The organism is Mycobacterium sp. (assembly GCF_019247635.1).
In the GTDB taxonomy this organism is placed as follows: domain Bacteria; phylum Actinomycetota; class Actinomycetes; order Mycobacteriales; family Mycobacteriaceae; genus Mycobacterium.
The window spans coordinates 1-23575 of record NZ_JAFBAR010000043.1 but is presented as its reverse complement, the minus strand read 5'-3'; the positions used below and the strand labels follow the sequence as shown (position 1 = coordinate 23575).

Sequence of the window (23575 nt, the reverse complement as noted above, 5' to 3'; positions counted from 1 at the left end):
ATCACGAGGCACAATAGACACGCACGACTCACAAACAACTGCAATATCAGCACGCATCCTGCCAATCGGGTTCGCCAGGTCGTTGGGGAAGACGTCCCTCGCGGAAACGAAGGAGCAGCAGATGCATGCGTCGAATCAATTCGCCGACGGCACGGCGGGCGTGGTTTATGTCCACGCCTCGCCCGCGGCGGTGTGCCCGCATGTCGAATGGGCCTTGTCGTCGACCTTGCAGGCCAAGGCGAACCTGGTGTGGACACCCCAGCCGGCGATGCCCGGACAGCTGCGCGCGGTCACCAACTGGGTCGGACCGGTCGGCACCGGTGCCCGGCTGGCCAACGCGCTGCGCTCGTGGTCGGTGCTGCGGTTCGAGGTCACCGAGGACCCGAGCCCGGGCGTGGACGGCCAGCGGTTCAGCCACACCCCACAACTGGGACTGTGGAGCGGGGCGATGAGCGCCAACGGCGACATCATGGTCGGGGAGATGCGGCTGCGGGCGATGATGGCGCAGGGCGCCGACACGCTGGCCGTGGAATTGGACTCGGTGCTGGGAACCGCGTGGGACGACGCGCTGGAGGCGTATCGCGACGGCGGCGACGCCGGCGAGGTCACCTGGCTCAGTCGCGGCGTCGGCTGACCGACTGTCCGAACGCGAGCGGCGGGCGCGCGCCCTATAGGCCCGGCCGCAGAATTCGCAACGCGGCGGGCACCGCGGAGATCTCGGCCGGCAGCGGGCACGCGAAGTCGCCGTCGGCGTAGACGTTGATCCCGGGGCATTCGACCCGAATGGTCTTGGCGCGGGCCGTGCTCACCTCGTCGAGTTCGATATGGGTGCCCTTGAGCGCGGTGGGGAACAGGCGAAGCAGCTTTGTCCTGGACGCCTCGTTGACCATGGTGAGGTCGAGCAGGCCGTCGGTGTGATCGGCGTCGGGGCAGATCAGCACTCCGCCGCCGTAGCTGCGGGTATTGCCGAAGGCGACCAGCGTCATGCCGGCCTCGATCTCCTCGGTGTCGTCGAGCACCAACCGAAACGGCAACAGCCGCAGCTGGGAGAGTTCGGCGAACATCGCGAGGTAATACCGCAAGCGCCCGTGCGGCCAGCGCATCCGGTTGGCGCGATCGGTGACCAGGGAGTCGAATCCGGTTGCGGCCACGGTGCCGAACCACTTTTCGAAATCGTTGCCGTCGCTGATGCGGCCCAGGTCAATGGTTTCCGTCCAGCCGTCGATGACGATGTCCGCCGCAGCCTCGGGATCCCTTGTGGGGATGCCGAATTCGCGGGCGTGATCGTTTCCGGTGCCGGCCGGGATGATGCCCAGCGGGACGTCGGTGCCCGCCAGCACCTGCAGCGCGTTGGAGATCACCCCGTCACCGCCGGTGACCAGCACCGCGTCGGTGCCCTTCTCAAGCGCCGCGCTGACGAGATAACGGGCGTCTTCGGCGTCGTCGCCAATAATCTCGACGACTTCCACGCCGCGCTGGTGCAGCCGGGCGATCGCGCGGCGCGCCGCCTCCAGCGCGGCCCCGTGCCCCGAGAGGGGATTGGTCAGCGCGATCACCTTGCCGATGTCGCGCCGGTCGAGGGTCACGGAATCAGCTTGCCGGGATTGAGAATTCCGGCCGGATCCAGCGCCGCCTTGACCGCGCGCAACAGCTGCACCCCGAGCTCGCCCACCTCGTCGCGCATCCACGGGCGGTGGTCGGCGCCGACCGCATGGTGGTGGGTGATGGTTCCGCCGGTGGCGATGATGGCGTCCGACGCGGCCTTCTTGGCGGCCATCCACTGCTCGATCGGATTCCCCCGCTGCCCGGCGACGACGGTGAAGTACAACGACGCGCCGGTCGGGTAGACGTGCGACACGTGGCACATCACCAGCGCCGGCGTGCCGGACTCGGACAACGACGCGTTGAGCGCCTCGGTGACGGCGGCCTTGAGCGCGGGAATGTTGGACCAGTCGGTGGCGGTCTCCAGCGTTTCGCACAGCGCGCCCGCGGCCAGCAGAGAGTCGCGCAGGTACGGTGCCGCAAAGCGACCACGCTCCCACGCTCGCGCCGGGCCTTCGCCCAGGGATTTGCCGCCAAGGGTTTCCAGCAGCGCGCGCGTCTCGGCGTGCCTGCTCTCGGTGTGTTCTTTCGTGCCCTCGAAGAGCGTCAGCCCCAGGCAACCTCCGGTGACCTGGTTTTCCCCGATCGACTCGGTGGTGGCGAGATTGACTCCGGTTTCGGCCTCGTCGGAAAGCCGCACGACGGTGGGGCCGGTGCCGGTTTGGGTGACGGCACGAAGGGCCGCGGTCCCCGTCTCGAAGTCGGGGAAAGACCATGCCTCATAGCGGGTGGTCTCGGGCGCGCGGTGCACCCGCAACCGCACCTTGGTGATGACGCCGAAGGTGCCTTCCGAGCCGATCGCCAACTGGCGCAGGTCCGGGCCCGCCGCCGATGCCGCGACCCGGCCGAGGTCCAGAACGCCGACCGGGGTGATCATGCGGAGCCCGAGGATCATGTCGTTGAAGCGGCCATAGCCGGCGGAATCCTGGCCCGACGAACGGGTCGCCGCGAAGCCTCCGATGGTGGCGTATTCGAAGCTCTGCGGGAAGTGCCCGAGCGAGAAGCCGCGCTCGCCGAGCAGGCGTTCGGCGTCCGGGCCGGTGACGCCGGCGCCCAACTCGGCGATGCCGGACACCTCATCGAGGGAGAGCAGCTGATCGAAGCGCCGCAAATCCAGCGAGATCACGGAGTCGAACTGGCCGCGGGTGGGGTCGAGTCCACCGGTGACGTTGGTGCCGCCGCCGAACGGGACGATGGCAATCCCGTGTTCGGAGCAATACCGCAGGATCGCGGCGACGGTGTCGTCATCCCCGGGCAGCAGGACCGCTTCGGGGGCGTCCTGGATGCCAGTATCCTTGCGCCGCAGCATGTCTGGAGTCGATTTGCCGCCGGCGTGCAGCAACCGGTCGCGGTCGGCGGTACGGATGTACTCGGCGCCGACGATCGTGCTCAGCGCGTCCAGATCCGGCTGCGACAGTGCGGACGGACGCAATGTCACCTGCTCGGGGTCGAGTTCGGCTGTGTCTGAATCCTGCAGGCCCACTACCTGCTTCAGCAAAGCCCGGATGCCGTTGGAGAGCGGTTTGGCCGCCGCGGGATCTCCCCACGCATTCCATTTCATCGGCGGGAGAAGGTCCTCTTTTTGGCCGGACGGGTGCGTCATGAGTTACAGTATTACACATGCTGTCAATGAGTAACGCAGGTTTGGACACCGGCGGCCGGATCCTCCAGGCGGCTGCCACCTGCGTGCGCGACTTCGGCGTCGACCGGGTGACACTCGCCGAGATTGCCCGGCGCGCGGGAGTCAGCCGTCCGACGGTCTATCGCCGCTGGCCGGACACGCGCTCGATCGTTGCCGCGCTGTTGACCCAACGCATCACCGGCGTGATGGGTGCGGCGCCGCTACTTGGGGATGACCGCGAATCGATTGTGCGACAGATCATTACGGTGTCCGATCTGCTGCGACGCGACGAACTGGTGATGTCGGTGATGCATTCCGAGCTGGCGCCGATCTACATCACCGAACGTCTTGGCGCCAGCCAGCAGATGTTGATCGACGCTCTTGCCGCCCGGCTGCGTGCGGCCCAGCGCCAGGGCAGCGTCCGCGCCGGCGATGTCCTGCAGATGGCCACGATGGTGTTGCTGATCGCCCAGTCGACCATTCAATCCGCCCAAATTGTCCAGCCGGTCCTTGACGCCGACGCACTGGCCACCGAACTCGCCTGCTGCCTGAACGGATACCTGTCCTGATGAGAGACTCGACCGCTCTCAACGGCGCCCGCCGCACCGCCGATCTGACGGCACTCGCCGACGGTGAACCGCTCGACGTCATCGTCATCGGTGGTGGGATCACCGGCGTCGGCATCGCCCTGGACGCGGCCTCGAGAGGCCTGCGCGTGGCGTTGGTGGAAAAGCACGATCTCGCGTTCGGAACCAGCCGCTGGAGTTCGAAGCTGGTCCACGGCGGTCTGCGCTACCTGGCGACGGGCAACGTGGGGATCGCCCGCCGGAGTGCGATCGAACGCGGAATTCTGATGACGCGCAACGCCCCTCACCTCGTGCGGCCGATGCCGCAGCTGGTTCCGCTGCTGCCGTCGACGAGCCACGCCAAGCGCGCGTTGGTGCGCGCCGGATTTCTGGCCGGCGACGGCTTGCGGATGCTCGCGGGCACGCCGTCGTCGGCGTTGCCCCGTTCGCGTTGGGTATCTGCGCGCCGGGTCGTTCAGATGGCTCCGACGGTGCAGCGTTCCGGGCTGGCCGGTGGCTTGCTGGCCTACGACGGGCAACTGATCGACGACGCCCGGCTGGTCACCGCTGTCGCGCGCACCGCGGCCCAGCATGGCGCCCGCATCCTGACCTACGTGGCCGCATCCGAGGCGACGGGCAACTCGGTGCGATTGACCGATCGGCGCACCGGACAGTCGTTCGACGCGTCGGCGCGAGCCGTCATCAACGCGGCGGGGGTGTGGGCCGGTGACATCGAGCCGTCGTTGAAGTTGCGGCCCAGTCGTGGCACCCACCTCGTCTTCGACGCGAGCGTGTTTGGGAATCCGACTGCGGCGCTTACCATTCCGATACCGGGTGAGCTGAACCGATTCGTGTTCGCCATGCCCGAGCAGCTGGGCCGCGTGTATCTCGGTTTGACCGATGAGGATGCTCCCGGCCCGATTCCCGATGTGCCGGAACCCTCTTCGGAGGAAATCGCGTTCCTGCTGGACACGGTGAACACCGCGTTGGGGACCGCGCTTACCACCGCCGACGTCATCGGAGCCTACGCGGGGTTGCGGCCGTTGATCGACACCGGCGAGGGTCGCACCGCCGACGTCTCGCGCGACCACGCCGTCGTCGAGTCGCCGTCCGGGGTCATCAGCGTGATCGGGGGCAAGCTCACCGAATACCGCTATATGGCCCAAGATGTTCTGGATCACACGATCGGCTTGCGGCGTCTGCGGGCCGCCCCGTGCCGGACTCGCAATCTGCCGTTGATAGGGGCACCCGCCAATCCGGGACCGCGCTCTCGGTTGCAGGGTCTGCCGGCGTCGCTGGTGGCGCGCTATGGCGCCGAGGCAGCCAACGTCATCGCCACCGCCACCTGTGAGCGACCGACCGAGCCGGTCGTCGAGGGGATCGACGTGACTCGGGCGGAGTTCGAATACGCGGTGACCCATGAGTGCGCGCTGGATGTCGGTGACATCCTCGATCGGCGCACCCGGATCGGGCTGGTGCCGGCCGATCGGGAGCGCGTGGTCGAGGTGGCCCAAGAGTTCGTCGCGCAGTGATACGCGGCCGTCGATAGTTTGCTCGGTCCGCTCTCGACGCCAGAGTTCTCGGTGGATTGGTGGGCAAGGATCGCCGTCCGCGTTACCCTAGGGCGGAACGGTAGTGTCTCGACTGGCGGAACACCTGGAGGAACACGTTGTCATGACAGCCGCGCAACCGGGGCGAAAACCGGGCCGCCTTGATCGCTCCCTCGATGCCACCATCCTCGATGCGACGCTGGCGGGACTGGCTCAACGTGGCTACGACCGGATGACCATGGACGACATCGCGTCGCGCGCCCGCGTGGGCAAGGCCGCAATCTATCGGCGTTGGTCGTCCAAGGCGGCGGTGGTAGCTGACGCGATCGCGCACTGGAGACGACGACTCGGACCGGTGCAGCCACCGAACACCGGGAGCCTGCGGGGTGACGTCGAGGCGCTGGTGGCCCAGGTGCCTGAGCTCGATGAAGCCGATCTGAGCACGATCGAGGTGATTCTAGGAGTGGCGACGGCGGCGATGCATAATCCCGTCCTCGCCGCCGCACTGGATGATCTGGTGCTGTCCCCGCCACGTCAGGCGCTTCGGGTGCTGCTCGACCGTGCCGTCGCCCGGGGCGAACTTCCCGCCGGTCGTGACCTGACCCTGGTCCCCGACGTCGTACTGGGCCTCAACGCGCTGCGCGTGGTGACCGGACGTCCGCTCGATCGCGTCTACATCCGCCGGGTGCTCGAGGACATCGTGCTGCCGCTCGCTGGGGCGAGTCCGGACGCCTAGTGGTTGTGTGTGGCGTTAGTCCGTGGCAGTATCGAACGTAACGGAACTGACTAGTTCCGTTAATGGGTGAAGGATCCGTCGCGGGAACCGCGTCGGTCTGCGGGCCCGGCGGTAGGCGTCTATGAGTTTGCTAAGGGGTGATGGTTATGGGCAAGAGCGTCAAGCGTGTTCCGGTGCTGATCGTCGGCGCGGGCGCCGGTGGCCTGGCCACCTCCGCATTGCTCGCCAAGCACGGCGTTGCATCGCTGTTGGTGGAGAAGCGTCGCGAGGTCTTCATCTACCCGAAAGCCCGCAATCTGAGCTTCCGCAGCTCGGAGATCCTGCGCGGCCTGGGTGTCGGCGGTGAGGTCCACGCGGTCGCTGAGCATGTCTCGGACATGGTCGTCAAGCCGACGCTGAACAGCGCAGTAGAAGCTCTGGCACTCGACGTCGGGGCCATCTTCGCCGATCTGGTCGAGTTGAGCCCCGAACCGGCCGCGCAGTTCTGCCCGCAGAGCAGGCTGGAGCCGATCCTGCTGACCGACACCCGGCGGCGCGGCAGTGATGTGCGTTACGGGTGGGAGCTGTCGTCGTTTGAGCAGGACGACGCCGGTGTCACGGCGTCGGTGCGTGACCCGGACTCCGGCGAGTCCGAGACGGTGCGCGCCGACTATCTCGTCGCCGCCGACGGAGTCCACAGTCCGATCCGGAAGATGCTCGGCATGACCACCTCCGGCTCCGGCCCGTGGCCGCTCTTTGTCGTTTTCGTTTACTTCCGGGCACCGTGGCGAAGGTTCGTTCCGCACCTGGGCGATGGCGACGGCGTGCAAGTCAAAAACCCTGACGTCGACGGCATGTTCTTGGTGGCGCGGGATGATCTGGGCATGTTCGCCACCACCTACTTCCCGAACAGGGGCGAGACCGCCGCGCAATTCACCCCGCAGCGGTGCCGTGAGCTGATCCTCAAGGCTGTCGGCGAGCCGATCGACGTGGAGATAATCGAAGTTGCGCCGTGGCAGCCCTACGAACAGGTCGTCGACCAATTCCAGTGCGGGCGAGTGTTCTTCGTCGGCGATTCGGCGCACACCATGCCCCCGATTAAAGCCGGCGGAGCCAACGTCGCCATCCAGAGTGCGCACAACCTGGCCTGGAAGCTGGCGGCCGTCCTGAACGGTAGGGCCGGGCCGGAGTTGCTGAGCACCTATCACACCGAGCGGCATCCGGTCGGGCGGTTCAGTGCGCGGCAGTCGTGCAACGGGCCGCAACTCGACATGCTTCGGATGGAAGACGACAGCATGAGGTTGCCCCCAGAGGAGGAATGCTCCATGTTCACCGTGCTTATCGGCTACCAGTACCGCTCGGCCGCGGTGGTGACCGACGAGCCGGTCCCGGCCGACCCGGACGCCGTGTCGCTGGTGGAGGAGTTGCGCGGACAACCCGGTACCCGGGTCCCGCACGCCTGGGTGAGCCGCGGCGGGGAGCGGGTCTCGACGCTCGACTTGCTCGGTCCGGGCTTCACCTTGTTCACCGGTTCGGATGGGCCGCAATGGCTGAGCGCAGCCGGCGCAGTGTCCACCGACCTGGGTGTCCCGATCACCGTGCGCAGGATCGGCGGCGACTCGGAGATCGAGGACATTAAAGGTCGCTGGGCAGAATTGGCGGGCCTATCACCCGACGCAGCCCTGCTGGTGCGTCCCGACGATTTCGTGGCGTGGCGCACCAGCGGTCTGCCGCCATCGCCCCGGGATGAGCTTGACCGGGTGCTTTGTCAGATTCTGGGCCGGCCCAACGCGTGCATGACGGCGGGCGAGTTGACGGAGGTCCGCGGCTGATCCCATCTGTCACATGGGTCTCAGCTCCAGAGGCGGCATCCCTCTTGTCCAGCTACGCGCGACAACCCGGGCCGCAGGTTGGCCGGCCCGCACTCACGGGCCGCGAGCGTAACCACACTGCGAAAAATGTTCGCGAGAATCGCAGTGTGGTTACGCTGGCGAGCTGTCCACCGCGCGCGTAGCCGCGCGCGGGCCGAGCAGACGGAAAAGCACCCACACGCCCGGCGTGTCGGGTGCTTTTGCGTCTGCTCGCGGTGAGAACTAGAGCGGGATGTTCTTGTGGCGGCCGCGGCGAGCCGGCGCCTGGGCCAGCGCCTCGGTGAGCTTGCTGCGGGTGTGCGACGGATCGATCTTCTCGTCAACCACGCCGATGTCGATGGCGCTGTCCACGCCGCCGGCGATGCGCTCGTGCTCGGCGGCCAACTCGTCATGCAGCGCTTCGCGCTCGTGTTCCGGCGCGGCGGCCAGCCTACGCTTGTGCAGGATCCCCACGGCGGCCTTCGCGCCCATCACGGCGACCTCGGCATCCGGCCACGCGTAAACCTTGGTGGCGTTGAGCGATCGGGAGTTCATCGCGATGTAGGCCCCGCCGTAGGTCTTTCGGGTCACCAGGGTGACGCGGGGAACGGTGCACTCACCGAACGCGTGCAGCAGTTTGGCGCCGCGGCGCACCACGCCACCCCACTCCTGGTCCACACCGGGCAGGTAGCCCGGGACGTCGACGACAACCACCAGCGGGATGCCGAACGCGTCGCACAGGCGCACGAAACGCGCTGCCTTCTCGGCGCTTTCGGAGTTCAGGCAACCTCCGAGACGGAGCGGGTTGTTGGCCAGCACGCCGACGGTCCGACCGGACAGCCGGCCCAGGCCGACCACCATGGACGGCGCCCAGTTGGCCTGGAATTCGTCGAAGGGCGCGTCATCGTCCAAGATCGCGGTCACGATGGGACGCACGTCGTAGGCCCGCCGCGCCGACTCGGGCAGCAGCGCGTGGATGTCGGTGTCACCGGCCTCGGCCTTGCTGCGGTCGAAATGCCCTTGCTGGCAGAACAATCCGACCAACCGGCGACCGCGCTCGTAGGCGTCGAGCTCATCGTCGGCGACAATGTGGCACACACCGGACTTCTTGTGATGCGTCTCCGGACCACCGAGCGAGGCCATGTCCACGTCCTCGCCCGTCACGCTGCGGACCACGTCGGGCCCGGTGACGAACACTCGGCTTTCCGGCGCCATGATGACGACGTCGGTCAGTGCCGGTCCATAGGCGGCGCCGCCGGCAGCGAAACCGACCACCACCGAGACCTGCGGTATGTAACCGGACGCGCGGATCATGGCCTCGAACACCGTGCCGACCGCATGCAGCGCCCGCACACCTTCGGCCAACCGGGCACCACCCGAATGCCAGATGCCCACGATCGGGCTCTGCTCCTCGATGGCGGTGTCGTAGGCGTTGACGATGTGCGCGCAGCCCTCGGTGCCCATGGCGCCGCCCATCACGGTGCCGTCGGTGCAGAACGCGATGGTGCGCACGCCGTTGACCGTGCCGGCGGCGGCGAGGACGCCGGAGCGGTCACGCTCGTGCAGTAGTTCCACGCTGCCGTCGTCGAAGAAGTTGCTCAAACGCAGTAGCGGATCGCGGGGGTCGAGCGACTCGCCAACCGCCTCGGGGGCCAAGATTGTCATCGCAGGTCTCCTGTGTTCCGGTGTTGCTCGGGGTTGTTAATACCGCCCGAAGGCGATTGCCACGTTGTGCCCGCCGAATCCGAACGAGTTGTTGACTGCGTACCGGTAATCGCCCGGCCGCGGCTTGCCTGCAACCACATCCAAATCGATCTCTGGATCGAGGTCGACAAGATTCAGTGTCGGTGGGACCACCTGGTCCCGCAACGCAAGCACTGTCAAGATCGACTCCACGGCACCAACGGCACCCACCGAGTGGCCGAGAGCGGACTTGGGCGCGTAGACCGCAGGCCTGTTGCTGCCCAACGCGTTATTGATGGCCTTGCCTTCGGCCAGGTCACCGACCTGAGTGCCGGTGGCATGTGCGTTGACGTGATCGATATCACTCGGGCTGAGACCGGCCAGCTGGACAGCGCGGGTGATCGCATGCCCGGCACGCTCCCCGTTGGGGTCCGGTGCCACCATGTGGAACCCGTCCGAGGTGATGCTGGCACCCATGATCCGGGCCAAGATGTTGGCGCCCCGAGCTTTGGCGCTCTCCTCGGTCTCGATCAGCATCAACGCGCCGCCCTCGCCGAAGACGAAGCCGTCGCGGTTTTTGTCGAACGGTCGACAGGCGCCGGGTGGGTCATCGTTGTTGGTGGACATCACGATGCGCATCTGCGCGAAGCCGGCGATGGGCACCGCCTCGATCCGCGTTTCGACGCCGCCGCAGATGGCGGCGTCCGCCTCACCGAGCACGATCTGCTGCCAGGCGCGCGCGACGCCCTCGGACCCGGACGCGCAGGCCGATATCGGCGTCATCACCCCGGCCTTGGCGTGCCGCTCCAGCCCGACGGCCGCCGCGGCGCCGTTGGGCATGTACTTCTGCACCGCCAGCGGCGACACCGCCTTCATCCCGCGGGCGCGCATTTCGTCGTAGCTGAAGACGAGCTCCTCGGCCGAGCCCAGGCCGGTTCCGATCGACACCGCCAACCGGTTGGTGTCGAGGTCTGGATGGCCTGCGTTCTCCCACAGACGCCGGCTCAATACGGTGGACATCCGCTGCAGGTAACCCATCCGGCGCAGCTCGACCCGCGTCAGCTGGCTGTCGAATTCCTCCAACAGGTGCCCGCCGATACGGACCGGCAGGTCGAATTCCTCAACGAACGGGTCCTCCAAGGTCCGGATTCCGCTCTGGCCGTCGAGCAACAGCTTCCACGTGTTCTCCGCGTCCGTCGCCAATGCGGTCGTCATGGCGACGCCGGTGACGACGACGTTGGGCAGGGCCTTGCCCGTAACCAGTTCTGACGATGGCGTCATGGCTCTTGCGAACGTCCTTCCGTGCCTAGTAACGCCCGAAGGCGAGCGCTACGTTGTGCCCACCGAAGCCGAACGAGTTGTTGATGGCGTAACGAAACTCGCCGTAGCGGGGTTCGCCCGCGACAACATCAAGGTTGATCTCGGGATCGGGGGTCTCGTAGTTCAGAGTGGGCGGGATGACGCCGTCGCGCAGCGACAGCACCGTGAGCACCGACTCGAGCGCGCCGACGGCGCCGATGGAGTGGCCCAGCGCCGACTTTGGCGCATACACCGCAGCCCGCTCGCAACCGGCGACCCGGATGGCGTTGGCCTCCGCGGTGTCGCCGATCGGCGTCGCCGTCCCGTGCGCGTTGACGTGATCGATGTCCTTGGGGGACAAGCCCGCCAGTTCCAGCGACCGCGTCATCGCCCGGCCGGCGCGGATGCCGTCGGCCGCGGGCGCCACCATGTGGAAGGCGTCCGAGGTGATGCCGGCGCCCATCAACCGGGCCAGCGGCTTGGCGCCGCGGGCCTTGGCGTGCTCCTCGGTCTCGATGAGCATGAGCGCCCCGGCCTCGCCGAACACGAAGCCGTCGCGGTCCTTGTCGAACGGGCGCGACGCGCCTTCGGGATCGTCGTTGCGGGTCGACATGGCCCGCATCATGGAGAACGCCGCGATGGGCAGCGCCTCGATGGGGCCCTCGACGCCACCGGCGACGGCGACATCGGCGTCGCCCATGACGATCTGGCGCCAGGCGTGCGCGATGGCCTCCGAACCCGAGGAACAGGCCGAGACCGGGGTGATCACCCCGGCCCGGGCCCCGAGCTGCAGGCCCACCACCGCCGCGGCGCCGTTGGGCATGATCATCTGAACGGCGAGCGGGGACACCTTGCGGGGTCCGCCCTCGTTCATCAGGTCGTAGCTCTCGACGATCCGCTCGGCGCCACCCAGGCCGGTGCCCACCACGACGGTGAACCGGTCGGGATCGACGTCTGGATTGCCGGCGCTCTCCCAGAGCTGACTGCTCAGGTGCTTGCCCATCCGCTGGACGTAGGACATACGTCGCATGTCCAGCCGGCCCATGTGGTTGTCGATCGGCTCCTTGAGGTGGCCGCCGATCTTGACCGGCAGGTCCCACTTGGTGATGTACTCGTCATCGAGGACGTGGATGCCGCTCTCGCCGGCCAGCAAACCCTTCCACGTGCTCTCGACGTCCGGCGCGACCGATGTCGTCGCCGTGACGGCGGTTACCACGACGCTGGGGTAACCGCCATTAGCAGTGGAAGGCTTGGTCACTTGCTTTCTGCTTCCAGCCTCGCCTTGACGTTGGCAACAGCGTCGGGGTTTTCGGTCTCGAGCTTGGCGCGCAGCGCCTCGGCGGCCTCGGGGTTCTCTTCCTCGAGCTTCTGGATGTAGGCGACGACGTCACCGACGGTACGCAGGCCGGCGAGGTCCTCGTCGGGGATCTTGACGCCGTACTTGTCCTCGGTCTGGACGGCGATCTCGACCATCGACAGCGAGTCGATGTCCAGGTCGTCGACGAACGACTTCTCCGGGGTGACCTCGGAGGGCTCGATACCGGTGACCTCTTCGATGATCTCGGCGATACCGGCGATGATTTCTTCCTGACTTACGGCCACGACGTGCTTCCCTTCGTAATATGTTGTGTACAAATCGAATTGACGTGATTTGTGGTTGTCCCGGACGATCCGGCAGTTACAGGTCTGCCAGTGCGTCCAGGTCTGCGGGTGACTTGACGGCACACGCCGTGATTCCCCGAAGTTCGCGTTTGGCGATGCCGGTGAGCGTGCCCGCGGGCGGGAACTCCACGATCGCCTTGATGTCGTGCTCACGCAACGTTGCGGTGCATAGATCCCAGCGCACCGGCCGGGTCAGCTGGGCCACCAGCGTGTCCATCGCCTCGGCCGCGGAGGCCACCGGCTTGCCGTCACGGTTGGACAGCAGGGTGGCGGTGGGCTCGGCGGTCGCGATGCGCCCCGCCGCTTCGGCGTAGCCGGTCAGTGCCGGTGCCATGAACCCGGTGTGGAACGCGCCGGCGACGCCCAGCGCGCGCACCCGTGCCTTGGCCGGCGGGTCTTCGGCGAGCTTTTCCAGCGCGGTCAGGTGACCGGCGGCGACGATCTGGCCTGCGGCGTTGCGGTTGGCGGCGACCAGGTCGAGTTGCTCGAGGCGACTCAGCACCTCGGCCTCGTCCCCGCCCAGCACCGCTGACATGCCGGTGGGCTCGGCCGCGCACGCCTTGGCCATCTCGGCACCGCGGGTGGCGGCCAGCATGACGGCGTCGTCGGCGGCCAGCACGCCGGCGATGGCATAGGCCGCGATTTCCCCGACGGAGTGGCCGGCAACGACAAATTCGTCGCCGTCGTCGCCCGCAAGCAGGCCGCGCTTGGTGAGTTCACCGTGAGCAAGAAGAGTGGCCGCGACGATCAACGGTTGGGCGATCGCCGTGTCCGTGATCTCCTCGGTCGATGCGGTGGTGCCCAGACGTGCCAGATCGAGGCCACTGGCCGCGGACCAGGACGCGATCTGCTCGGCGGCGCCGGGCAGCTCCAGCCACGGCGCCAGCATTCCCTGGGTCTGCGAACCCTGTCCGGGCGCAAGCAACGCAATCACGTGTCTAAGAGAACACTGTGGAAACGGTTTTGGCGGGTGTAACAGATTATGAACCTCATCTTAGGTTTTTGTACACACCCTACAAAATAGCCCCGTAAGCTACAGGTTTGATATCGACCCGCGATCTGCGATCTGGGTCACTATTCCTCGGAGGGCCTCTTTAAGCCCCTACGGAACCCGCTCTGAGTGGCAATGGCACCTGCGTCAGGGCGTTGTTGCCGACGGTCGAAGGCTGCCTCGGGTAGTTGAGTTGGCCCACCGTGGCGGCCACCCGAAGGACGTAGGCGTCGCGTGGCTGCGTGGGATCACGCCCGGTGAAATCGGTGATGCGCTTGAGCCGGTACCGCACCGTGTTTGGATGAACGAACAACTTCCTGGCACACGCCTCAATCGCGCCGCCACAGTCCAGGTAGGCGTCCAAAGTCTCGATCAGAGTCGGTCCGGCATCGGCCAGTGGCTGCATCACGTCGGTGTGCAAAGCCACAATGGCCGACGCGTCGCCCATCAGCGCCCGTTCGGGCAGCAATTCTCGGGCCAGGACGGGTCGCGGCGCTCCGCGCCAGCCGGCGACGGCGTTCATCCCTGAAATCGCCTCGCTGGCGCTGTGGTACGCCGCGGTCAGCATGGGTGCGGTCGGTCCGATGACGACCGGGCCGTCCGAGAACGCTTCCAACAGGTCGCCGAGGAATTTATCGGTGGGTGACACGTGGCCGGAGACGACCGCGACCAGCCACGTGCCGTGCACGTCGGTGAGCGCCGCGCGGCCGTGGCGGGCGGCCACATCGCGGACGTCCTGGCTGGCCCGCTCGGTGCCGCCCTGGCCATTCGAGCCGTCGGTGCCGTGGCGGCCTGGCGCCGGAGTCCCCACGACAACGGTGGCGGGCGCGGTGGTGTCCCAGTTCAGCGCGGCGGCCCGGGACAGCAGCTCCGGTCCGGTGTCGCCGCGCACCACCGCATCGACGACGCTGGCCTCCATCCGGCTGTCCCAGGTGCCACGGGCCTCGGCTGCGTCGGCGTAGGCCGCGGCGGCGGTGAAGGCCAGGTCCCGGCTGTACTTCAGAATCCCCACGGTGAGCGCGGTCAACTGCTCTTCGGACCGGGCCAGCAGCGGCACGACTTCCTCGAAGAAGTCCATAGTCACCCGCACCATGTCCACGGTGTGTCGCAACGCGATGCGTTGCCTCAGGTCCTGGGGAACCAGCTCGAACGCCTGGGCTGTGTAGCTGACGTTGCTGTGGGGGTCGTGCATCCACTCGCCGAAGTTCACCACGGCCGTCTGCACCACCAGCGCCACGCTGGCGCGCTGGGACGCTTCCAGATCGGCGAAGAACGGCAACCGCTCGTTCATGGCCGAGACCGCCTCGGTGGCCAGCCGGCCCGAGTACTGCTTCAACCGTCGCAACAGCGACTCGGGCACCGTGTCCAGCATTTCCAGGGGTGACCTTGGGTGTTTGGCAAACGGGCCGGCGAAGGGGTTGTCGTTCACCCCTAAAAGCTACGCCTGATTTATGGAAGTTCCCGCCAACTCACCGGAGCGAGCGGGACTGATCGATCCGGTTCGGACGCGACTCCGGTGTTGCGCGCTCGGCGTGCGCTACGCGCCGGGGCCGGGATCGGAGGTCTGCTCCGGCGCGGCCTGCACGTCGTCGATCTTGTACTGGCGGGCGGCGGCGATCGGCACCGACGGGTCGATTTCGCCGTCGCGGGCCAGTGCCTCCAGCACGGCGACCACCTGCGATTCGGCATCGGTGTTGAAGTAGCGCCGCGCCGCGGGCCGGGTGTCGGAAAAACCGAACCCGTCGGTGCCCAGCGTGAGGTAGGTGCCGGGCACCCAGGGCCGAATCTGCTCGGGGACGGCGCGCATCCAGTCCGAGACGGCGACCACCGGCCCAGCAGTCTTTTCCAGAGCCTTCGTCACATACGCCACACCGGCTGGCCGGTCGGGATGGCGCAGCCGCTCCTTCTCGACGGCGACGCCGTCCCGGTTCAGTTCGCCCCAGCTGGTCACCGACCACACATCGGCGGCCACGTCCCAATCGGCCGCCAGCATGTCGGCCGCATTGAGCGCCGCCGGCATAGATACCCCCGAGGCCAGGAGCTGCGCCGTGCAGGAACGTTGCTCCTTGGCAGCCCGGTAGCGGTAGATGCCGCGCAGCACGCCCTCGGGATCGAAGTTCTCCGGCTCGGGTGGCTGCAGGTAGGGCTCGTTGTAGACGGTGATGTAGAAGTAGATGTTCTCGGGGTTCTTCCCGAACATCCGCGCCAGGCCACTTTCGACGATGTAGGCGATCTCGAAAGCGAACGCCGGGTCATAGGAGACAACCGCCGGATTGGTCGCGGCGAGCAGCAACGAGTGGCCGTCGGCGTGTTGCAGACCTTCGCCGGTCAGCGTGGTGCGGCCCGCGGTGGCGCCCAGCACGAAGCCGCGGGCCATCTGGTCGGCGGCCGCCCACAACCCGTCGCCGGTGCGCTGGAACCCGAACATCGAATAGAAGATGTAGATCGGGATCATCGGTTCGTTGTGGGTGGCGTACGACGTGCCGGCGGCGGTGAACGAGCCCACCGACCCGGCTTCGTTGATGCCCTCGTGCAAAATCTGGCCGACTTCGCTTTCCTTGTAAGCCAGCATCAGTTCGGCGTCGACGGCGGTGTACAACTGGCCGTTGCGGTTGTAGATCTTCAGGGACGGGAACCAGGAATCCATCCCGAAGGTGCGCGCCTCGTCGGGAATGATCGGCACAATTCGGGGGCCAATCTCCTTGTCGCGCAACACTTCTTTGAAGGTGCGCACAATCGCCATGGTGGTGGCGACCTCTTGGTGGCCCGATCCTTTTTTCAGCGCTTTGTAGGTGTCGCCGCCGGGCAGTTTCAGCGCCTTGGCCTTGGTCCGCCGCTCGGGGACGAACCCCCCCAGGGTGCGGCGTCGGTCGAGCATGTAACGGATCTCCGGGGCGTCGGAGCCGGGGTGGTAGTAGGGCGGAAGGTAGGGATCCTCTTCCAGTTGGGCGTCGTTGATCGGAATCCGCATCGAGTCACGAAAGTGCTTGAGGTCTTCGAGCGCAAGCTTTTTCATCTGGTGGGTCGCGTTGCGGCCTTGGAAGTGGGCGCCCAGCGAGTAACCCTTGATGGTTTTGGCCAGGATTACCGTCGGCTGTCCCTTGTGGTCGACCGCGGCGCGGTAGGCGGCATAGACCTTGCGGTAGTCGTGGCCGCCCCGCTTGAGGCTCCAAATCTCTTGATCCGTAAGGCTTTCCACGAGCGCCTTGGTGCGTGGGTCGCGGCCGAAGAAGTGGTCGCGCACGTAGGCGCCGTCGTTGGCCTTGTAGGTCTGGTAATCGCCGTCCGGGGTGGTGTTCATCAGGTTCACCAGTGCGCCGTCGCGGTCGGCGTGCAGCAGGGCATCCCATTCGCGGCCCCACACCACCTTGATGACGTTCCAGCCGGCCCCACGGAAGAACGATTCCAGCTCCTGAATGATCTTGCCGTTGCCGCGCACCGGCCCGTCGAGGCGCTGCAGATTGCAGTTGATCACGAAAGTCAGGTTGTCCAGACCCTCCAAGGAGCCCACATGTGCCAGCCCGCGGCTTTCGGGTTCGTCCATCTCGCCGTCGCCCAAAAAGCACCACACGTGCTGCTCGGAGGTGTCTTTGAGGCCGCGGTCATGCAGATAGTGGTTGAAGCGTGCCTGATAGATCGCGTTGAGGGGACCCAGTCCCATGGACACGGTGGGGAATTCCCAGAAGTCGGGCATCAGGCGCGGGTGCGGATAGGACGGCAATCCGCCGCCGGGGTGGCTGTGCTCCTGGCGGAAACCATCGAGCTGATCGGTGCTGAGCCGTCCTTCGAGGAAGGCGCGCGCGTAAATCCCGGGGGAAGCATGACCCTGGATGAACACCTGATCCCCGCCGCCGGGATGCGACTTGCCGCGGAAGAAGTGGTTGAAACCGACCTCGTAGAGCGCCGCCGACGACGCGTACGTCGAGATATGGCCGCCCACGCCCACGCCCGGGCGCTGGGCGCGGTGCACCATGATGGCTGCGTTCCAGCGAATCCAGGTCCGGTAGCGCCGTTCGACGTCCTCGTCGCCGGGGAACCACGGTTCCAGCTCCGTCGGGATGGTGTTGACGTAGTCGGTCGACGTCAGCGCCGGGATCGCGACGCGCTGGTCACCGGCGCGTTCCAGCAGCCGCAACATCAGATAACGCGCCCGCGCCGGCCCGGATCGCTCGAGCAGTTCGTCGAAGGACTCGAGCCACTCCGCCGTTTCCTCGGGGTCGATGTCAGGCAGGTAGGACGCCACACCTTCGCGGATCACCCGAACACGATCGGGTTCGCTTGCGCTGCTTGGGTTTTTGGCCAGATCGTTACGCGCGAACTCGGTGGTCAACGCACTGCTCCTGTAGTCGGCTGGTTAGCTGATTCGTCCTCATCCCCTATCGTGCCGCACCGATGTTGCGGGAGGGTAATTGCCGCCGAACCCGGTGCAACGACGGCGGACGCATTGGTGACCCGGTAACCTCTGAAGCCGTGCTCATCGGATGGCGTGCCGTCCCTCGCAAGCGCGTGAGCCTCCCGGCTTGGGGGGAGTACCGCAAGCGAGGCGCTCTGGTCCTCGGCTGTATCGCGGCGACAGTGATGGGCTTGCTGAACGTGGTCGGGTGTACCTCCGTCACCAACGGGACCGCCACGCCCGATACCAATGTCGCCCCGGCCTACCGTTCGTCGGTATCGGCGTCGGTGTCGGCATCGGTGGCGACGTCGAGTGTCCGCGAATCCCAGCGCCAACAATCCGTGACCACCAGCGTGGTTCGCACCTCATGTAACTCGTTGGCCGACACCAGCAAGGATGCCATCGACAAGGTCAATGCCTTTGTGGCGGCGTTCAACGCGGGCAAGAGCACCGGGCCGACCGAAGGCCCGGCCGAAGATGCCCTGAACGGCAGCGCCACGGCCGTGTCCGGCGGTATGAACGACGCGCTGTCGCAGCAGATGCGCGACGCGTTCAATGCCTATATCGACGCGTCCCGGGCGGTGGCCAACGCTATCGCCACCCATGCGTCGACGGGGGAGTTCAACAAGCGGGTTGACGCGCTGAACGACGCCAGAACCAAGGCGTTGAAAATGTGCGTGGGTTACTTCTGAGGCAGTCATATGTGCCGCATTCGAGTTGTGCGACGATAAAGCCCATCGCACTGCGTTCAGACAGCTTGGCGGACATTTGCAGGAGGAGGTCCCACGGTGGTCGCGGCGGATCACGCCCAGAGCTACGCTCGCAAACTGGGCATCCAACGAGACCAAGTTGTCCAAGAATGGGGCTGGGACGAGGACACCGACGACGACATCCGCGCCGACGTTGAGGAAGCCTGCGGTAGCGAGCTGCTCGATGAAGACACCGACGAGGTGGTCGACGTCGTCCTGTTGTGGTGGCGCGACGGCGACGGGGACTTGGTCGACACGCTGATGGACGCGATCTCCCCGCTGGCCGAGGACGGCGTGATCTGGGTGCTGACTCCCAAGACCGGCAGGCCCGGCCATGTTCTACCCTCCGACATCGCCGAGGCCGCTCCGACCGCCGGCCTGATGCCCACCTCGTCGGTCAATCTCGGCAACTGGAGCGCCAGCCGGTTGGTGCAGCCCAAGTCACGGGCCGGGAAGCGCTGATGCTCGAGGTCGGAGCCGCCGCCCCCGACTTCACGCTGCGAGACCAGAATCAACAACCCGTCACGCTGAGCGGCTACCGGGGCGCCAAGAACGTACTGCTGGTGTTCTTCCCGCTCGCCTTCACCGGGATCTGCCAGGGCGAGCTGGACCAATTGCGGGACCACCTGCCCGACTTCGAAAACGACGACAGCGCCGCGGTGGCCATTTCGGTGGGACCGCCGCCAACGCACAAGATCTGGGCGACGCAGAGCGGTTTCCTGTTTCCGGTGTTGTCGGACTTCTGGCCACACGGCGAGGTCAGCCAGGCCTACGGGGTGTTCAACGAGGTGGCGGGCATCTCTAACCGCGGTACGTTCGTGGTCGACCGATCGGGGATCGTGCGGTTCGCCGAGATGAAACAACCCGGCGAAGCCCGCGACCAGCGGTTATGGACTGCGGCGTTGGCGGCGCTGCGGGACTGAGGTCGTCCTGTGCAGCGTTTGTCACCTGGGCCGTGGGGTCGTTTTGGTACTTGGGGCCGCCGCGGGGGGCATCCGTTTTGCCCGGCTCTGCGCGACAGAACAGCGACAGAGCAGCGACAGAGCAGCGACAAGGGTTGTCGCACCGAGCCGTTTCTGCTGATCTGATTTGGTCGCTTTGGGTGCAGGACCTCCAGGCGTGTAGCCTGCGGCGGGCATGGGCGCGTAGCTCAGTGGTAGAGCTCTGGTTTTACACACCAGCGGTCGACGGTTCGATACCGTCCGCGCCCACCAGCGAAATAACCAGGTAGCGAGCGGTTTCCGGTATCTGACGGAGGATTCTGCCGAACCCCCCGGTAGGCCAGGAATAGGCCAGGGGTCCGTCACCTAGTTACCGGCCTTGTCTGCAACGGCATCGCTCGTCGCCGTGTAGCGCCCCACATCGCCCGACGCGTCGGCCTCCGCGATCATGTCTTCCCACGGCCAGCGCACCGTGGCGAAGCGGCGGTAGAGAAGTAGTTGGTGATCGACAACTCGAACCTTGCCCTCGGCATACGAAAGCACCAAACCCCGCCCCTCGGAGTCGACTTGGAGTCGTTCGATGTTGCCCAGCGCCGTCGTGAGGTTGCCCCGCTGGATTCGATCCTCGCGAGCGTGCGCGACAGCGAAGATGTCCTGCTGCGGGATCCCGCCGATCAGTTTGTCGTCCGGCGCGTCGAGCGCTGCCGCCATGGCGTGTGCGTAGATGCCCGTGGCGTTGTTCCGCCTGCGGATGCCGTTGGCGACGTTCTGGGCAAACTTCTGGTAGACGCTGTTGAGCTCTTCGGCGTAGAACATCGCGGCGGCCTCGACGTGGGCAACGTCAGTGACACTCTGCTGCCCGAACTTGCGCTCGACGATCCCGGCGGCGTCCAACGTGTCGATGGTGAGGCGCTGCAGGATTCCGGCGTTGCCGTAGCTGATGCTGACAAGCGCCTCGCGGACCTCATGGGACATGACGATGTTCAGCGCCTCGCACCCCCGGTCGAGGATCTTGCGTAGATCCGGGTCCGTCCAAACGATCGACACCTCGCGGACACGCCCCGTCAGGTCAGGGTTTAAGTGGAGCAGCAGGTTGTTGTCGCTCCAGACCCCGACCACCACGACGTAGAGGCCGAGGTCCCACATCGTCTTCAGATCGAAGGCGAACTTCTGGCGCTCGGTCTGGTCGAGATAATGGAAGTCCTCGATCGCCAACCGTCGGCCGGACTCCTTGATGAGCTCGCAGATGAAGTCGAGGTCGTTGATGTTCTGGCGGAGCGATTCGGTCGTGGTCTCGCTTGCCCTCTCGCTCTTGATCCCGAGCTTCGCCTTCACCTTGCCGATCAGGCGTATGCCGAATTCGGTCTCGCCCTCGACAGTGCCTTCGAGCGTTTTCGACTTCTTCGCGCTGGTCTCGAGCTTTACGCCGAGCTGGCCGAGTGCTTCACGGTAGATGTCGGTGACGGTCTTCTCGAGACGGCATTGGATCTTGATGGGGTCGTCCAGGATTCGCTGACGCAGCCATGATTTCCCGCTCTTCGAAGCGCCGCGGATTGCGATGTGGTTATCGCGCTTCAAGTAGGACGCGATCTTCGAGTCGAGGTCGCCTCGGTTGACGTATGAGTCCTTCAGGATCTCGGTCGACACGCCGAAGACCTCGGTGGACTGCTTGGACATGAATCCGACGATAGTCAATGCACGCCACGGTGTACCGCCAGCAGGCGACCGTGTTCGCGCACAGCGGAACTGCGGTTAGGTGGTCATGCGCGAGCGTCCAGCAGCGCATCGCCCGCCGAGGCCAGCGCGTCGTCATAGACATGGCAGACCCGCAGCGTGATCACCGGGTCGTGCCCAACCATTTGGCAGTCGCGGATGGCGTGGTGCCGCCGTCGAGCAACATCGTGGCGGCGGTGTGCCGGACGTCATGTAGCCGGATTGCCGGCACCCCCGCCGCACGCAGTGGCCGGCGAACGCCTTGGAGTAGGTCTCCGGCCGGATAGGGGAACCGTCGGCATTGACTGCCACCAGGCCGGTGTCGGGCCAGTTGCCGCCGAGCGCCAGGTGCTCCTCGGCCTGCCGGGTCTTGAACGCTTTCAACACGGTCAGCACGTCACGCGGCATTGGCAGCGTTCGCGCCGAGCGGGTCGACTTCGGTGCACCGGTCACCGTGGCGCCGCCGACGACCACCCGGCCCTGAGCAACAGTGATTGTTCCCGCGTCGAGGTCCACATCTACCCAACGCAGCCCTAGAACCTCGGACCGACGCAGCCCGGCCAGTCAGCAGCCAGCACGCGGCTAGGCGGTCATCGGCGACGTGCGCGCGGAACTTCGCGGCTTGGTCCGGTGTCCAGGTGGACATTTCGCAGGCGGTTATCTTGGGTTGTTTGACCAGGGGTGTAGACGTGGGTGAGATGGGCGTGCAACGTTCGGTGCGAGATGGACAACCGCGCTGCAATCTTCTTGTTACCAGGCCTTCGCTGACCAATTTCACGGCGTCGAGTTCGGCGCGGGTCAGCGACGACCACCCGCTGCCGGCGCGTCGGCGTTCGCCGCAGCCGTCGAAGTCATTGTCGCCCATGGCATCCCGCAACCCGGCGATCCTGGCCTCGTCCTCGGCCTCGAGGACCTTGAAGCGCACCATGCCCATGTGTCGGCGGGCGGCGTCCGCCGCACCGAAGAGCCGCGTCGCCAAGCAACGAGCGCTCAACCACTCCCGAGCGGCGGGATACTCAGAGCGCGCAGCAGAGTGCCGGCCGCGGTTATCACCGCTGACACCGCAGTGACACTGGGCTGGCCCAGATTAATCGACAGACCCTGATCCGGCGACGGAATAAACGGGATGTCCGACTGCGGTAGCGGGCCCGTCGTAAGAACGTCTGGCCACAGGGACACTATGAACGGGTGAAGCCGTTTCACATCGAAATTCCCGACGACGTTCTCGACGATCTGCACACGCGATTGGTGCGCACCCGATGGCCCGAAGCCGAATGCGTGGACGACTGGAGCCAGGGTATCCCGCTGGACTACACCCGCGACCTTGCCGCCTACTGGGCCAACGGGTACGACTGGCGTGCCCGGGAGGCCGCGCTCAACCGCTTCGACCAGTTCGTCACCGAGATTGACGGGCTGGCAATCCATTTCATCCACCAGCGGTCCCCGCACGAGAACGCCTTCCCGCTGGTGATCACGCACGGGTGGCCGGGCTCGATCGTCGAGTTCCACAAAGTGATTGAGCCACTCAGCAATCCGACGGCCCACGGTGGACGCGCCGAGGACGCCTTTCACGTCGTGTGCCCGTCGCTGCCCGGATACGGCTTCTCCGGCAAGCCAAGTCGCACAGGCTGGGGTGTCGACAAGATCGCGGGCGCGTGGGAGACGCTGATGCTGAGCCTCGGCTATGACCGCTACGGCGCCCAGGGTGGCGACTGGGGCGCGGCCGTCACCACCCAGATCGGCCGCAACGGCGGGCACTGCGCGGCCATTCACGTGAATATGCCGATCGGCAGGCCCACGACCGAGTCGATGGCCAATCCATCTCCGGAAGAGCAACGGGCCCTTGCCGCCTTGGCCGATCACCGCAAGTGGGGCACCGGGTATTCCAAACAGCAGTCCACCCGGCCCCAGACCGTGGGTTACGGCTTAGTCGATTCACCCGTGGGGCAGCTGGCGTGGATCGTCGAAAAGTTCTGGGCCTGGATGGATTGCGACGGCCACCCCGAGAACGTGCTCAGCCGCGACGAGCTTTTGGACAACGTGATGCTCTATTGGGTCACCGGCACCGCGGCCTCGTCGGCGCGTCTGTACTGGGAAAGTTTCAAGGCCTGGGGGCAGATGGACCGCGTCGAATTGCCCACCGGCGTCGCCAGTTTCCCCGGCGAGGTGCTGGGGGCGCCGCGGACGTGGTGCGATCCGGTCTACAACATCACGCACTGGACGACGATGCCGCGGGGCGG

Annotated in this window: 20 protein-coding genes and 1 tRNA gene; 10 read left to right on the top strand and 11 right to left on the bottom strand. The window is 66.3% G+C overall.

The features are described 5' to 3' along the window. Window positions 1-121 precede the first annotated feature (121 nt). A complete protein-coding gene (locus JO236_RS06430) occupies window positions 122-634 on the top strand; it encodes a DUF3145 domain-containing protein (protein WP_293326323.1) in 513 nt (170 codons plus the stop codon). Window positions 635-668: 34 nt separating this feature from the next. On the opposite strand, the gene JO236_RS06425 is transcribed toward JO236_RS06430, so the two are convergent. Together JO236_RS06425 and JO236_RS06420 are read right to left on the bottom strand one after the other, a co-directional pair. Continuing rightward, window positions 669-1586, bottom strand: a complete 918-nt coding sequence (locus tag JO236_RS06425) for a diacylglycerol kinase (protein WP_293326320.1) — start codon at window positions 1584-1586, stop codon at window positions 669-671. Continuing rightward, window positions 1583-3163: an FAD-binding oxidoreductase gene (locus JO236_RS06420; RefSeq protein WP_416362168.1), complete on the bottom strand. Its 1581-nt coding sequence runs from the start codon at window positions 3161-3163 to the stop codon at window positions 1583-1585. The genes JO236_RS06425 and JO236_RS06420 overlap by 4 nt, the downstream gene beginning before the upstream one ends. A 59-nt stretch (window positions 3164-3222) precedes the next feature. Here JO236_RS06420 and JO236_RS06415 point away from each other — a divergent pair, with 59 nt between their 5' ends. The 4 genes from JO236_RS06415 (at window position 3223) to JO236_RS06400 (ending at window position 7886) form a co-directional block, all read left to right on the top strand. Beyond that, a complete protein-coding gene (locus tag JO236_RS06415; RefSeq protein WP_293326315.1) occupies window positions 3223-3792 on the top strand; it encodes a TetR/AcrR family transcriptional regulator in 570 nt (189 codons plus the stop codon). Next, entirely contained in the window at window positions 3792-5321 is a 1530-nt protein-coding gene (locus tag JO236_RS06410) for a glycerol-3-phosphate dehydrogenase/oxidase (protein WP_293326312.1), read from the top strand. The genes JO236_RS06415 and JO236_RS06410 overlap by 1 nt, the downstream gene beginning before the upstream one ends. 142 nt (window positions 5322-5463) lie before the next feature. After that, entirely contained in the window at window positions 5464-6075 is a 612-nt protein-coding gene (locus JO236_RS06405; protein ID WP_293326310.1) for a TetR/AcrR family transcriptional regulator, read from the top strand. Window positions 6076-6221: 146 nt separating this feature from the next. Beyond that, entirely contained in the window at window positions 6222-7886 is a 1665-nt protein-coding gene (locus tag JO236_RS06400; RefSeq protein WP_293326307.1) for an FAD-dependent monooxygenase, read from the top strand. Window positions 7887-8147: 261 nt separating this feature from the next. Here JO236_RS06400 and JO236_RS06395 read toward each other — a convergent pair whose 3' ends face one another. The 7 genes from JO236_RS06395 to aceE form a co-directional block, all read right to left on the bottom strand. After that, window positions 8148-9569, bottom strand: a complete 1422-nt coding sequence (locus JO236_RS06395) for an acyl-CoA carboxylase subunit beta (RefSeq protein ID WP_293326304.1) — start codon at window positions 9567-9569, stop codon at window positions 8148-8150. A 36-nt stretch (window positions 9570-9605) separates the two neighbouring features. Further along, window positions 9606-10868: a 3-oxoacyl-ACP synthase KasB gene (gene kasB, locus JO236_RS06390; protein ID WP_293326302.1), complete on the bottom strand. Its 1263-nt coding sequence runs from the start codon at window positions 10866-10868 to the stop codon at window positions 9606-9608. 25 nt (window positions 10869-10893) lie between these two features. After that, entirely contained in the window at window positions 10894-12144 is a 1251-nt protein-coding gene (gene kasA / locus JO236_RS06385) for a 3-oxoacyl-ACP synthase KasA (RefSeq protein ID WP_293326299.1), read from the bottom strand. Continuing rightward, a complete protein-coding gene (gene acpM, locus JO236_RS06380) occupies window positions 12141-12488 on the bottom strand; it encodes a meromycolate extension acyl carrier protein AcpM (RefSeq protein ID WP_293326296.1) in 348 nt (115 codons plus the stop codon). The genes kasA and acpM overlap by 4 nt, the downstream gene beginning before the upstream one ends. Window positions 12489-12564: 76 nt before the next feature. Then, on the bottom strand, window positions 12565-13482 hold the full coding sequence (locus JO236_RS06375; RefSeq protein ID WP_293326293.1) for an ACP S-malonyltransferase: 918 nt from the start codon (window positions 13480-13482) through the stop codon (window positions 12565-12567). Between the two features lie 160 nt (window positions 13483-13642). Beyond that, a complete protein-coding gene (locus tag JO236_RS06370; RefSeq protein ID WP_293326290.1) occupies window positions 13643-14968 on the bottom strand; it encodes a PucR family transcriptional regulator in 1326 nt (441 codons plus the stop codon). Between the two features lie 108 nt (window positions 14969-15076). Then, entirely contained in the window at window positions 15077-17869 is a 2793-nt protein-coding gene (gene aceE / locus JO236_RS06365; protein ID WP_293326288.1) for a pyruvate dehydrogenase (acetyl-transferring), homodimeric type, read from the bottom strand. A gap of 140 nt (window positions 17870-18009) precedes the next feature. Between aceE and JO236_RS06360 the strand changes: the two genes are divergently transcribed. From JO236_RS06360 to JO236_RS06345, 4 genes are all read left to right on the top strand, one after another. Next, window positions 18010-18624, top strand: a complete 615-nt coding sequence (locus JO236_RS06360) for a hypothetical protein (RefSeq protein WP_293326284.1) — start codon at window positions 18010-18012, stop codon at window positions 18622-18624. 96 nt (window positions 18625-18720) lie between these two features. Continuing rightward, entirely contained in the window at window positions 18721-19143 is a 423-nt protein-coding gene (locus tag JO236_RS06355) for a DUF3052 domain-containing protein (protein ID WP_293326281.1), read from the top strand. Beyond that, the gene (locus JO236_RS06350; protein ID WP_293326278.1) at window positions 19143-19604 is read left to right on the top strand and encodes a peroxiredoxin; all 462 of its coding nucleotides are present in this window, start codon (window positions 19143-19145) and stop codon (window positions 19602-19604) included. The genes JO236_RS06355 and JO236_RS06350 overlap by 1 nt, the downstream gene beginning before the upstream one ends. 216 nt (window positions 19605-19820) lie before the next feature. Further along, a tRNA-Val gene (locus JO236_RS06345) sits at window positions 19821-19895 on the top strand. A gap of 93 nt (window positions 19896-19988) precedes the next feature. Here JO236_RS06345 and JO236_RS06340 read toward each other — a convergent pair. Together JO236_RS06340 and JO236_RS06335 are read right to left on the bottom strand one after the other, a co-directional pair. Continuing rightward, entirely contained in the window at window positions 19989-21299 is a 1311-nt protein-coding gene (locus JO236_RS06340) for a hypothetical protein (protein WP_293326275.1), read from the bottom strand. Window positions 21300-21431: 132 nt separating this feature from the next. Next, window positions 21432-21851 carry a hypothetical protein gene (locus JO236_RS06335; protein WP_293326273.1) on the bottom strand — a complete coding sequence of 140 codons (420 nt, stop codon included), beginning with the start codon at window positions 21849-21851 and terminating at the stop codon, window positions 21432-21434. Window positions 21852-22523: 672 nt separating this feature from the next. Here JO236_RS06335 and JO236_RS06330 point away from each other — a divergent pair. After that, window positions 22524-23575, top strand: a 1052-nt coding sequence (locus JO236_RS06330) for an epoxide hydrolase family protein (RefSeq protein WP_293326270.1), incomplete at its 3' end; no start/stop codon positions are given.